The organism is Kitasatospora aureofaciens (assembly GCF_001188955.3).
GTDB classification, from domain to species: domain Bacteria; phylum Actinomycetota; class Actinomycetes; order Streptomycetales; family Streptomycetaceae; genus Kitasatospora; species Kitasatospora aureofaciens.
In genome coordinates, this window is the sequence record NZ_JPRF03000058.1 from 23,949 (window position 1) to 36,456 (window position 12,508).

Sequence of the window (12,508 nt, forward strand, 5' to 3'; positions counted from 1 at the left end):
GGTCCCACTGCTCCGGGAGGGTGACCGGAATCGCGCGTGTCGCACCCCGTGCCGGGGCCCGCCGTCTGGCGTAGCGTCGGCGCCGGGGCCGTCCTGCGGATCAGGCCCCCGCAGCGTCCGCCGTAGCGTCCTGTCCTCAAGGCCACCTAGGGAGCGAAGAACGTTGAAGAAGCTGATCAACACCCCGGAGAGCGTCCTGGAGGACGCCCTGGCCGGGTTCGCCGCCGCCCACCCCGAGCTGACGGTGGACATCCCCAACCGGGTGATCACCCGGGCCGCCCGCCCGGCCGGGCCCAAGGTCGCACTGGTCTCCGGCGGCGGTTCCGGCCACGAGCCGCTGCACGGCGGCTTCGTCGGCCCCGGCATGCTGGACGCCGCCTGCCCTGGCGAGGTGTTCACCTCCCCCGTCCCGGACCAGATGCTGGCCGCCGCCAAGGCGGTGGAGAACGGCGCCGGGGTGGTCTTCGTCGTGAAGAACTACACCGGCGACGTGATGAACTTCGAGCTCGCCGCCGAAGTGGCCGCCGAGGAGGGCCTGGAGGTCCGCACCGTCCTGGTCAACGACGACGTCGCGGTCGAGGACTCCACCTGGACGGCAGGCCGCCGGGGCACCGGCGCGACCGTCCTGGTCGAGAAGACGGCCGGTGCGCTGGCCGAACGCGGGGCCGGCCTGGACGAGGTGGCCGCCCTGGGCGAGCGGGTCAACGCCGCCTCCCGCTCCTTCGCCGTCGCGCTCACCGCGGCCACCGTCCCGGCCGCCGGCAAGCCCGGCTTCGACCTGCCCGAGGACGAGATCGAGGTCGGCGTCGGCATCCACGGCGAGCCCGGCCGCCGCCGCGAGAAGCTCCGCCCGGCCCGCGAGCTGGCCGCCGAGGTGGTCGAGACCGTCCTCGCCGACCACCACCTGACTGCGGGCGACGAGGTGATCGCCCTGCTCAACGGTCTGGGCGCGACCCCGCTGCTGGAGCTGTACGTGGTCTACGGCGAGGTCGCCGCCCGGCTCGCCGAGCGCGGCATCACGGTGGCCCGCAGCCTGGTCGGCAACTACGTCACCAGCCTCGACATGGCGGGCTTCTCACTCACCCTCACCCAGGCCGACGCCCAACTGCTGGACCTCTGGGACGCCCCGGTCGACACCCCCGCCCTCAAGCGGGCCTGAGTCCCTCGAAGGAGACCCGATGGACTTCGACACCCCGCTGTTCGACACCGCGCTGGCCGAGGCCTGGATCCGCTCGATCGCCGCGGCTGTCGAGAAGGAGCAGGACCGGCTCACCGAACTGGACTCCGCGATCGGCGACGGCGACCACGGCAGCAACCTGCGGCGCGGCTTCGACGCCGCCCTGGCAGCCCTGGAGGGCCTCCAGCCGACCGGCCCCGGCGCCGTCCTCACCAGGACCGGCACCACCCTCATCTCCAAGGTCGGCGGTGCCTCCGGCCCGCTCTACGGCAAGGCCTTCCGCGCCCTCGGCGCCGCCCTGCCCGAGCCGGCCGGCCCGGTCGCCCTCGCCGAGGCCATGGCCGCCGGGCTGGACGCGGTCCGCATCCTCGGCAAGGCCGAGCCCGGCGACAAGACCATCGTCGACGCCTGGACCCCGGCCGTCGCCGCCCTCCGCGCCGCGGCCGCCGCCGGCGCCACCCTCCCCGAGGCCGCGGCGGCCGCCGCCGACGCCGCCGAGCAGGGAGCCCGCGACACCGTCCCGCTCCGGGCCCGCAAGGGCCGCGCCTCCTACCTCGGCGAACGCAGCACCGGCCACCAGGACCCCGGTGCCACCTCCACCGCGCTCCTCTTCCGCACCCTCGCCGACGTCACCGGCAACCGGTAGGGCCTCGCTCCTCCAACCGCGCGGTCCCCCGTGCCCCGACCGGGGCGCGGGGGGGGCGGAACCGGGTGGCCGACCATCGCACCGTAAGGGAAGCGAGCGTCGTTGATGTTGTCGACCTGGTCGAGAAGCCGTAACCCAGAGGAGCGCCTGCCCGGTGTCCGGTATCCATCCCACTCCGCACGTCACCACGCCCCCCGGCCGGACGGCTGCCCGGCCCCACCACTGGGCGAGGCTCTTCCTGACCGGTCTGCTGCTCTGGGCCTCGACCGTCCTGGTCACCTTCTTCACCGACAACACCAACCTGGTCCCGACGATCGTGCTGCTGGGCAGCTTCCTCGTTCCGGCGACCGTGGTGATCCGGGTGTACGAGCGCTACGCGGCCGACCTCGGCCCGGACCGGATCCTCACCTGCTTCGGCCTCGGCGGGGTGATCGGCGTCCTGGGCGCCTCGGTGCTGGAGTCGTACCTGCTCTCCCCCTCGGTGTGGATGTACGTCGGCGTCGGCCTGATCGAGGAGGCGGTCAAGCTGGCCGCACTGGTGGTGGTCAGCCGGCGGCTGCGGATCAGCGGCCTGCGGGACGGGCTGGTGCTGGGCGCCACCGTCGGGGCGGGCTTCGCCGCGTTCGAGAGCGCCGGGTACGCGTTCAACGCCGTGCTGAGCATCCAGGGGCTCTCGCTGGACGACCTGGTGGAGACGGAGATCCTGCGCGGGGTGCTCGCCCCGGTGGGCCACATCCTGTGGACGGCGATCATCGGCGGAGTGCTGTTCCGGGCGCGGCGCGGCGGGCGCTTCCGGGTCACCGCCCCAGTGGTGCCGACCTTCCTCGGTGTCTCGCTGCTGCACGCGCTCTGGGACAGCACGAGCGGCATCGCCGTCTGGCTGGTCGCCCGAACCACCACCAGCGACTTCCAGCGCGCCCTGTTCGACCTCGGCTACATGCCGAACCCGTCCAGCGAGCAGATCCACCTGTACACCGCGTACGACACGACGGGGCTGCTCGTGGTCTCCTTGGGTGGACTGCTCTGGCTGCGGCTGCTGCTCCGGCGGGAGCCGACCGCGCCGATCCCGGCACAGTCCCCGTCCTCCCCGGTCTGAGCGGTCACGTCGCCTACGATGCGATCCACTTCACCCACCCCTCCGAGAGATACCCTGGAGGGGTATGGTGTCGGGAGAACAAGAGCCAGTGACGCACCGACCTCCGGAGGGCCCCGATGTCCAGCACCATCACCTACACCGTGTCCGGCATGAGCTGCGGCCACTGCGAGAAGGCGATCAGCGAGGAGCTCTCCACGCTGGCCGGTGTCACCGACGTCGCAGCCGACGCCCAGGCGGGCACCGTGACGGTCTCCTCCGCCGCCCCGCTGGAGGAGGACCAGGTCCGCGCCGCGATCGACGAGGCCGGCTACGAGCTGGTCGGCCCCGCCGCCTGAGCCGCCCCGCTACGGCGGGGGCCGGCACACCCGGCCGCCGCCGTACGCACCACCGAGGAGCCACCCGCATGACCACCTCCGCCCCCGGCGTTCGGGCACGGGACCGGGTCGAGCTGTCGATCGGCGGGATGACCTGCGCCTCCTGCGCGGCCCGGATCGAGAAGAAGCTCAACCGGATGGACGGCGTCGAGGCCGCCGTGAACTTCGCCACCGAGAAGGCCCGGGTCGACTACGGTCCCGGCGTCACGGTCGAGGAGCTGATCGCCACGGTCGAGCGCACCGGCTACACCGCCGAGCTCCCCCCTCCCCCGGCCCCCGCCGCCGAACCGGCCACCGCCCACCGGCCCGCCGCCGCGCGACCCGCCGAGCGGGACCCCCTTCGCGAGCGCCTGCTGGTCAGCGCCGTGCTCAGCGTCCCGGTGGTCCTGCTCTCGATGGTCCCGGCCCTGCAGTTCACCGACTGGCAGTGGCTCGCCTTCGCCCTGACCGGTCCGGTCGTCGTCCACGGCGGCCTGCCCTTCCACCGCGCCGCCTGGACCAACCTCAGGCACGGCGCCGCGACCATGGACACCCTGGTCTCGCTCGGCACCCTGGCCGCCTTCGGCTGGTCCTGCTGGGCACTGTTCCTGGGCCACGCCGGCGTGCCGGGGATGCGGCACGACTTCTCGCTCCCGGTCGGCGGCACCGACCCCTCCGGCACGCTCTACCTGGAGACCGCCGCCGGCGTCACCGTGCTGATCCTGCTCGGCCGTCACCTGGAGGCCCGTTCCAAGCGCCGGGCCGGCGCCGCCCTGCGCGCCCTGCTCGACCTCGGTGCCGGGGACGTCGCCGTCCTCCAGGACGGCCGGGAGGTCCGGCTGCCGGTGGAGCGGCTCACCGTCGGCATGCGCTTCGTGGTGCGCCCGGGCGAGAAGATCGCCACCGACGGCACGGTGGTCGAGGGTGCCTCGGCCGTCGACGCCTCGATGCTGACCGGCGAGTCCGTCCCGGTCGAGGTCACCGTCGGCGACACCGTCACCGGCGCCACCGTCAACGCGGGCGGCCGCCTGGTGGTCGAGGCCACCCGGGTCGGCGCGGACACCCAGCTGTCCCGGACGGCCAGGCTGGTCGAGGAGGCCCAGAACGGCAAGGCCGCCGCCCAGCGCCTGGCCGACCGGGTCTCCGCCGTCTTCGTCCCGGTGGTCATCCTGATCGCGCTCGCCACCCTGGTCGGCCGGCTGCTGACCACCAGCAGCCCCACCGATGCGTTCACCGCCGCGGTGGCCGTGCTGATCATCGCCTGCCCGTGCGCCCTGGGTCTGGCCACCCCGACCGCCCTGCTGGTCGGCACCGGCCGCGGCGCCCAGCTCGGCATCCTGATCAAGGGACCGGAGGTGCTGGAGTCCACCCGCCGGGTCGACACCGTCGTACTGGACAAGACCGGCACCGTCACCACCGGCCGGATGGCGCTGCTCGCCGTGCACACCGCCGAGGGCGTCACCGAGGCCGAGGTGCTGCGTCTGGCCGGGGCCGTGGAGCACGCTTCCGAGCACCCCGTCGCCCGGGCCATCGCCGAGGCCGCCGCCGACCGCCTCGGCGGGCTGCCGCCGGTGGACGACTTCCGCAGCCTGCCCGGCCGGGGCGTGGAGGGCATCGTGGACGGCCGCACGGTCACCGCCGGGCGCGGGGCCCGGCCGACCGACGGCGCCCGGCACCTGCCGCCCGTCCTGGCCCGCGCCATGGCCGCCGCCGAGGCGGCCGGCCGCACCGCGGTCGCGGTCGGCTGGGACGGCGAGGCCCGGGCCGTGCTGGAGGTCGCCGACGCGGTCAGGCCGACCAGCGCCGAGGCCGTCGCCCGGCTGCGCGCCCTGGGCCTGCGCCCGGTGCTGCTGACCGGCGACAACCCGGCGGCGGCCGGGGCGGTCGCGGCCGAGGTCGGCATCGCCCCCCGGGACGTCGTCGCGGGGGTGCTGCCCGAGGAGAAGGTCGACACCGTGCGCCGGCTGCAGGCCGAGGGCAGGGTCGTGGCGATGGTCGGGGACGGCGTCAACGACGCCGCCGCGCTCGCCCAGGCCGACCTGGGCCTGGCGATGGGCACCGGCACCGACGCGGCGATCGAGGCCGGCGACCTCACCCTGGTCCGTGGCGACCTGCGCTCCGCGGCCGACGCCATCCGGCTCTCCCGCCGCACCCTCGGCACCATCAGAGGCAACCTCTGCTGGGCCTTCGGCTACAACGTGGCGGCGATCCCGCTGGCGGCCGCCGGACTGCTCAACCCGATGGTCGCCGGGGCCGCGATGGCCTTCTCCTCGGTCTTCGTGGTCAGCAACAGCCTCCGGCTGCGCCGCTTCCAGCCCGCCTGAGGTCTGAGACAGCCGAAGGGCCCCGCAGCACGAGGCCCACAGCACGAGGGGCCCGGACCGCGCCCGGTCCGGGCCCCTCGTCATGCCTCAGCGCCCCAGCAGCTCCCCGCCGTTGCAGTGCAGGATCTCGCCGGTGATGAACCCGGCCTCGGGCGAGGCCAGGAAATGCACCGCCGCCGCGACCTCGCCGGTCTCGCCGATCCGGCCCAGCAGGGTGCGCGCCGCCCGGCGGGCGACCTCCGCCTCGTCCAGCCGCGGCCCGAAGAACTCGGTGCCGGCCACCGTGCCCGGCGCGACGATGTTGGCGGTGATGCCCGAGGTGCCCAACTGCGCGGCCAGGAAGTGGTTCCAGGCGTGCAGCGAGGCCTTCGCCGCGCCGTACGAGCCGGCCCCGCGCAGGGCGGCGATGGAGCTGATGGTGACGACCCGGCCGGAGCCCGGGGTGAGCCGGTCCCGGATCGACTCGGTGAGCAGCACCGCGGTCATCACGTTGCGCTCGAAGTCGCCGCGCCAGCGGGCCAGCAGGGCGTGCGTCCCGCCCCCGACCACGGTCTCCCGGCTGCCCGCGTTGTTGACCAGCACGTCGATCCGGTCGGGCAGGTCGGCCAGCGCCGCCTCCACCGCGTCCGGGTCGGCGAGGTCGCACACCAGGGGGGTGGCGTTCGGCCCGAGATCGGCTGCGGCCTTCTCGAGGACCGCACGACGGCGACCGACGATCACCACCTGGTCGCCCGCTTCGGCGAACCGCCGTGCGATTTCGTACCCGATTCCCGTGCCACCGCCGGTGACGACGACGTTCCTGGCCATCTGCGCACTCCCTCCCCAGTTCCGCCGCCGCGCGACGAAGTGGGCGCGACGGTCCGTACCGGAATGCCACGATTCCTATCACGCTCGGTTGCCGTGACTGCGGGGAGGGTGACGTCGCGCGCGAGGGAAGGTGTGATATGAGCGTGGAACCGAGCGCCTACGGAGCGTGGCGAGAGGCAGGTCACACCCCCCGGGCGTAACTTCTCGCACCCTGATACGTCTTAGGTTGGTAGTGCGGCAGTTTTTCCGATGGGCGGGCGCGATCAACGGCAACGCGCCCCGCGCTTCCAGCGGCTGTCGCCGACGGGGCTCCGGCGGGCCCCGGGACGGTCGTCGTCCTTTCGACGGCCTTCGCGCACGGCGCCGGGGTGTGGCGGGCCAGGGACGCTTTGAGCGGCCGTCCCCGGCTGCAGTCGGCCCCGGAGTCGTGCGCCGTACGGTTCCGCCCCCGCGCGGGCCCTTTCCGGGTCCGGGGCGCGAGGACGCGAAGGGGCCCGGCCGCTCAGCAGCGGCCGGGCCCCTTTCGGTGCGGTGCCAGGGCGTGGCGGTCGGACCCGCCCCCGGGTCAGCGCTGGTCGAGCTCGACGTAGTCGCGGATCGCGGTGCCCGTGTAGATCTGGCGCGGGCGGCCGATCCGGCTGGTCGGGTCGTTGATCATCTCGTGCCAGTGGGCGATCCAGCCCGGCAGCCGGCCGAGGGCGAACAGCACGGTGAACATGCTGGTCGGGAAGCCCATGGCGCGGTAGATCAGGCCGGTGTAGAAGTCCACGTTCGGGTACAGCTTGCGCGAGATGAAGAAGTCGTCCTTGAGGGCGTGCTCCTCCAGCTTGAGCGCGATCTCCAGCAGCTCGTCGCTCTTGCCGAGCTGGCCGAGGACCTCGTGCGCCAGCAGCTTGACCTGCGCGGCGCGCGGGTCGAAGGCCTTGTAGACGCGGTGGCCGAAGCCCATCAGCTTGACGCCGGCTTCCTTGTTCTTCACCTTCGTGATGAACGCGTCGACGTCGCCGCCGTCCTTCTGGATGCTCTCCAGCATCTCCAGCACGGCCTGGTTGGCGCCACCGTGCAGCGGGCCCCACAGGGCCGAGATGCCCGCCGAGATCGAGGCGAACAGGTTGGCGTGGCTGGAGCCGACCAGGCGCACGGTGGAGGTCGAGCAGTTCTGCTCGTGGTCCGCGTGCAGGATGAGCAGCTTGTCCAGGGCGTTGACGACGACCGGGTTGAGCTCGTAGTCCTCGGCGGGGACCGCGAAGGTCATCCGCAGGAAGTTCTCGACGTAGCTCAGGTCGTTGCGCGGGTAGACGAAGGGCTGGCCCATCGCCTTCTTGTACGCGTACGCGGCGATCGTCGGCAGCTTGGCCAGCAGGCGGACGGTCGACAGGTGGCGCTGGGCCGCGTCGAAGGGGTTGTGGCTCTCCGGGTAGAACGTGGAGAGCGCACCGACCACCGAGGACAGCATGGCCATCGGGTGGGCGTCCCGCGGGAAGCCCTGGAAGAAGCGCTTGACGTCCTCGTGCAGCAGCGTGTGCTGGGTGATCTCGCGGTTGAACTCCGCCAGCTGGTCCGCGTTGGGCAGCTCGCCGTTGATCAGGAGGTACGCGGTCTCGATGAAGCCGCCCTGTGCTGCGAGCTGCTCGATCGGGTAGCCGCGGTACCGCAGGATGCCGTTGTCGCCGTCCACGAAGGTGATCGCGGACTTGTACGCGGCGGTGTTACCGAAGCCGTTGTCCAGGGTGACCAGGCCGGTCTGCGGGAGCAGCTTCGAGATGTCGAAGCCGGAGTTGCCCGCAGTGCTCTCGACGACGGGGTACTCGTACTCGCCGTCCTGGTACCGCAGTACTACCGAGTTGTCGCTCACGTCTTCCTCACCGACGAAATGAATCCTCTTCCAAGGTGCCCTGACTGTCTCCACGATCCCCCATCCGGAGGACAGTCGCGCACCCGGGGTGGCCCGGAAGGGCCTGCCCCTACAAAACCTGCCGCCGCAGCCGGTACGAACCGGACAAGATCGGCACCACCCTAGGCTCTGCCGTAAATCTCTTCACGTCAAGAGAACATTAGAGGCAACCATCCTGTTGGATAATCATCCAGAAGCAAGTCGATGATCGAGCGCGGCATGCCGCCGACCTGCACTGACGGCCCTCACGGCCTGCGCGATCGCCTTCCGTGACCCCACCAGCACCACGAGTTTCCTCGCCCTGGTCACAGCGGTGTAGAGCAGATTTCGCTGGAGCATCGTCCAAGCGGACATCGTGACCGGAATCACCACCACCGGATACTCACTGCCCTGCGAGCGGTGGATCGTCACCGCGTACGCGTGTGACAGCTCGTCCAGTTCGTCGAAGTCGTACGACACCTCCTCGTCCTCGTCGGTGAGCACCGTCAGCCGCTGGTCGTCCACGCTGAGGGCGGTCACCACTCCCACTGTGCCGTTGAAGACGCCGTTCCGCCCCTTGTCGTAGTTGTTGCGGATCTGGGTGACCTTGTCCCCCACCCGGAACGTCCGCCCGCCGAACCGCCGCTCCGCCAGCCCCTCCCGGGCCGGCGTCACCGCGCCCTGCAACAGCGTGTTCAGGTTCCCCGCCCCGGCCGGGCCACGGTGCATCGGCGCCAGCACCTGCACGTCCCGGCGCGGATCGAAGCCGAACTTCTGCGGGATCCGACGCGCCACCACGTCCACCGTCAGACCGGCCGCCCGCTCCGTGTCCTCCTCGGCGAACAGGAAGAAGTCCGCCAGACCCTCCGTCAACGGCGGCTTCCCCTCATTGATCCGGTGCGCGTTGACCACCACTCCGGACTGCTGCGCCTGCCGGAAGATCCGGGTCAGCCGCACCGACGGGATCGGCCCGCCCTCCGCCAGCAGGTCCTGCAGCACCTCCCCGGCACCCACCGAGGGCAGCTGGTCCACGTCCCCCACGAACAGCAGATGGGCGCCCGGCGGCACCGCCTTGACCAGCTTGTTCGCCAGGATCAGGTCCAGCATCGACGCCTCGTCCACCACCACCAGGTCCGCGTCCAGCGGCCGGTCCCGGTCGTAGGCGGCGTCCCCGCCCGGCTTCAGCTCCAGCAACCGGTGCACCGTCGAGGCCTCCGCCCCGGTCAGCTCCGCCAGCCGCTTCGCCGCCCGGCCGGTCGGCGCCGCCAGCACCACCTTCGCCCGTTTGGCCAGCGCCATCATCACGATCGACTTCACCGTGAACGACTTGCCGCAGCCCGGACCACCCGTCAGCACCGCGACCTTGCGGGTCAGCGCCAGCCGCACCGACTGCTGCTGCTCCGGCGCCAGCTCCGTCCCCGTCCGCTTCGCCAGCCAGTCCAGCGCCACCGGCCAGTCCACCTCGGCGGACCACGGCAGGCGGTCGGAGTCCGAACGGAGCAGTCGCAGCAGCTGGTTGGCCAGCGAGATCTCCGCCCGGTGGAACGGCACCAGGTAGATCGCGGTGATCGGCTCGCCCGCCTCCCCCGGCACCGTCTCGCGCACCACCCCCTCGGCCGCGACCAGCTCCGCCAGGCAGTCGATCACCAGCCCCACGTCCACCTGCAACAGCTTCACGCCGTCCGCGATCAGCCGCTCCTCCGGCAGGTAGCAGTGCCCCTGGTCGCTGCTCTGCGACAGCGCGTACTGCAGCCCGGCCTTCACCCGCTCCGGGCTGTCGTGCGGGATGCCCACCGCCTGCGCGATCCGGTCCGCCGTCAGGAAGCCGATGCCCCAGACGTCCGAAGCCAGCTTGTACGGCTCGTTCTTCACCACCCCGATCGAGGCGTCCCCGTACTGCTTGTAGATCCGGACCGCCAAGGAGGTCGACACCCCGACCCCCTGGAGGAAGACCATCACCTCCTTGATGGCCTTCTGCTCGTCCCAGGCCTCGGCGATCTTCCTGGTGCGCTTCGGTCCCAGCCCCGGCACCTCGATCAGCCGACCCGGCTCGTTCTCGATCACCTCCAGGGTGTCCACCCCGAAGCGCTCCACGATCCGCTCGGCGAACCGCGGCCCGATCCCCTTGATCAGCCCCGAGCCCAGGTACCGCTGGATGCCCTGCACCGTGGCCGGCAGCACCGTCGTGTAGTTCTCCACCGTGAACTGCCGCCCGTACTGCGGGTGCGAACCCCACCGCCCGTGCAGCCGCAGCGACTCGCCGACCTGCGCCCCCAGCAGCGCGCCCACCACCGTCAGCAGGTCGTTCCCGCCCCGGCCGGTGTCCACCCGCGCCACCGTGTAACCGGTCTCCTCGTTGGCATAGGTGATCCGCTCCAGCACGCCCTCGACCTGCGCGAGTTGGTGCGGGACCTGCTGCCCCGACTGCGCCTGCTTGCCCACCGGAGCCCCCTTCGACCGGTACGGGTGAACCATTCCGTTACGCACCGTACCGCCCTGCGCGGACAAAGCCGCGGGCCCGCCGGAACCCGCGCACTCCGCGCACCCCGCGCGCCCGTCGCGAACCTCCCGTAGCTCGCGCACTCTCCGTCCACCGACGGCCAACCCACCGTGCAGGGCCCTCACCGAGATGCCAGGCTGGAAGGAACCGGGGGGCCGTCCACCGCGCCCGCGCGGGACCCGTCCGAGGAGCAAGTACCGCCATGCTGAACACCGACTTCCGCCCCGGTTCCCCGGTCTGGCTCGACCTGAGCAGCCCCGACACCCGGGCCTCCGTCGACTTCTACACCGCGCTGTTCGGCTGGACCTTCGACTCGGCCGGCCCCGAGGCCGGCGGCTACGGCTTCTTCCAGCTCGACGGCCGAACCGTCGCCGCTCTCGGCCCGCTCGCCGACGAGGCCGCACTGCCCGGCTGGACGCTGTACTTCGCCACGCAGGACGCCGACCGCACTACCGAGCTCGTCCAAAAGGCGGGCGGCAGCGTGCGGTTCGCTCCCTTCGACGTCTTCACCGCGGGCCGGATGGCCGGCTTCACCGATCCGACCGGTGCCGAATTCGCCGTCTGGCAGCCGCACGACACCCGCGGCCTGGACCTCGTCAACGAGGAGGTCAGCCTCTGCTGGGCCGAGTGCTACAGCGTCGACGCCGAACGGGCCAGGGCCTTCTACCGCGCGGTCTTCGACTGGCAGGAACGGGACGTCCCGTTCGGCGAGGCGTTCTACACCGTGCTCACCCCGGCCGGTGGCGGTACCGAGGACGCCCACGGCGGCATCGTGCAACTCGGCCCCGAGCGCACCGCGCGCGGCACCGGCTCGCACTGGCTTCCCTACTTCGAGGTCCCCAACGTGGACGCCAGCCTCGCCATCGCCGGCCGGCTCGGCGCGACCGTCCGGATCCCGGCGACGGACGTGCACGGGGTCGGCCGCCTCGCCCAGCTGCTCGACCCGCACGGCGCCGCCTTCGCCGTCATCACCAGCGCAGCGCCCGCGGCCTGACCTGGCATCGACCCAGAAGGGCCGTAAAGGGGTACTACGGGCGTAGACAAGACCGGTCCGGCCCTGGAGAGCACCCTTATCCTCCGATCATGACTGAAACGGCTGTTCTGACCATCCGACGGGCCACCGAGGCCGATCTGCCGGCGATCGTCGGCTTGCTCGCCGACGACCCGCTCGGCGCCACCCGCGAGACTCTCGACGACCTCACCCCGTACCGCACCGCGTTCGCCCGCATAGACGGGGATCCGCACCAGCACCTGGTCGTGGCCGAACGCGCCGGCCGTACCGTCGGCACCCTGCAACTCACCCTCGTCCCCGGCCTTTCCCGCACCGGTTCCACCCGCGCGATCATCGAGGCCGTCCGCGTCCGCGCCGACGACCGGGGCAGCGGGCTCGGTACCGAACTGATCCGGTGGGCCGTCGAGCGCGCCCGCGAACTCGGCGCGGACCTCGTCCAGCTCACCTCCGACGCGACGCGCACGGACGCCCACCGCTTCTACGAGCGGCTGGGTTTCGCGCCCTCGCACCTCGGCTTCAAAATGACGCTCCCGAACTGAGGGCAGCGGCGCGGAAACACGAAGAACCCCCATCCGGAATCCGGATGGGGGTTCTTCTGAATGATTGTTCGGCGGCGTCCTACTCTCCCACAGGGTCCCCCCTGCAGTACCATCGGCGCTGTGAGGCTTAGCTTCCGGGTTCGGAATGTAACCGGGCGTTTCCCTCACGCTATGACCACCG

General features: G+C 72.0%; 10 protein-coding genes and 1 rRNA gene. 7 read left to right on the forward strand and 4 right to left on the reverse strand.

The genetic code is table 11. The annotated features are described in order from the left end of the window. Positions 1-163: 163 nt before the first annotated feature. The 5 genes from dhaK (at position 164) to HS99_RS32240 (ending at position 5,596) form a co-directional block, all read left to right on the forward strand. Positions 164-1,159, forward strand: coding sequence for a dihydroxyacetone kinase subunit DhaK (gene dhaK, locus HS99_RS32220; RefSeq protein ID WP_030289130.1), 996 nt, complete (start codon positions 164-166; stop codon positions 1,157-1,159). Between the two features lie 19 nt (positions 1,160-1,178). Next, the gene (dhaL, locus tag HS99_RS32225; protein ID WP_030289131.1) at positions 1,179-1,823 is read left to right on the forward strand and encodes a dihydroxyacetone kinase subunit DhaL; all 645 of its coding nucleotides are present in this window, start codon (positions 1,179-1,181) and stop codon (positions 1,821-1,823) included. Between the two features lie 163 nt (positions 1,824-1,986). Then, positions 1,987-2,919 carry a PrsW family intramembrane metalloprotease gene (locus HS99_RS32230; RefSeq protein WP_030553313.1) on the forward strand — a complete coding sequence of 311 codons (933 nt, stop codon included), beginning with the start codon at positions 1,987-1,989 and terminating at the stop codon, positions 2,917-2,919. 116 nt (positions 2,920-3,035) lie between these two features. Then, positions 3,036-3,254, forward strand: coding sequence for a heavy-metal-associated domain-containing protein (locus HS99_RS32235; protein WP_030553312.1), 219 nt, complete (start codon positions 3,036-3,038; stop codon positions 3,252-3,254). A 68-nt stretch (positions 3,255-3,322) separates the two neighbouring features. Continuing rightward, on the forward strand, positions 3,323-5,596 hold the full coding sequence (locus tag HS99_RS32240) for a heavy metal translocating P-type ATPase (RefSeq protein ID WP_030553310.1): 2,274 nt from the start codon (positions 3,323-3,325) through the stop codon (positions 5,594-5,596). A gap of 87 nt (positions 5,597-5,683) precedes the next feature. Here the strand turns inward: HS99_RS32240 and HS99_RS32245 are convergent, their stop codons facing one another. From HS99_RS32245 to recD2, 3 genes are all read right to left on the reverse strand, one after another. Then, positions 5,684-6,403 (reverse strand): SDR family NAD(P)-dependent oxidoreductase, encoded by a 720-nt coding sequence (locus tag HS99_RS32245; protein ID WP_030289139.1) that lies wholly within the window; start codon positions 6,401-6,403, stop codon positions 5,684-5,686. 565 nt (positions 6,404-6,968) lie between these two features. Next, positions 6,969-8,258 carry a citrate synthase gene (locus HS99_RS32250; RefSeq protein ID WP_030289141.1) on the reverse strand — a complete coding sequence of 430 codons (1,290 nt, stop codon included), beginning with the start codon at positions 8,256-8,258 and terminating at the stop codon, positions 6,969-6,971. 225 nt (positions 8,259-8,483) lie between these two features. Then, positions 8,484-10,751, reverse strand: coding sequence for an SF1B family DNA helicase RecD2 (gene recD2, locus HS99_RS32255; protein ID WP_232543125.1), 2,268 nt, complete (start codon positions 10,749-10,751; stop codon positions 8,484-8,486). A gap of 227 nt (positions 10,752-10,978) precedes the next feature. Here recD2 and HS99_RS32260 point away from each other — a divergent pair, with 227 nt between their 5' ends. Next, on the forward strand, positions 10,979-11,770 hold the full coding sequence (locus tag HS99_RS32260; protein ID WP_030289145.1) for a VOC family protein: 792 nt from the start codon (positions 10,979-10,981) through the stop codon (positions 11,768-11,770). Positions 11,771-11,859: 89 nt separating this feature from the next. Then, positions 11,860-12,327 carry a GNAT family N-acetyltransferase gene (locus HS99_RS32265; protein WP_030289147.1) on the forward strand — a complete coding sequence of 156 codons (468 nt, stop codon included), beginning with the start codon at positions 11,860-11,862 and terminating at the stop codon, positions 12,325-12,327. A gap of 66 nt (positions 12,328-12,393) precedes the next feature. On the opposite strand, the gene rrf is transcribed toward HS99_RS32265, so the two are convergent. Further along, positions 12,394-12,508: ribosomal RNA gene (rrf, locus tag HS99_RS32270) — 5S ribosomal RNA — on the reverse strand; the annotation flags it as partial.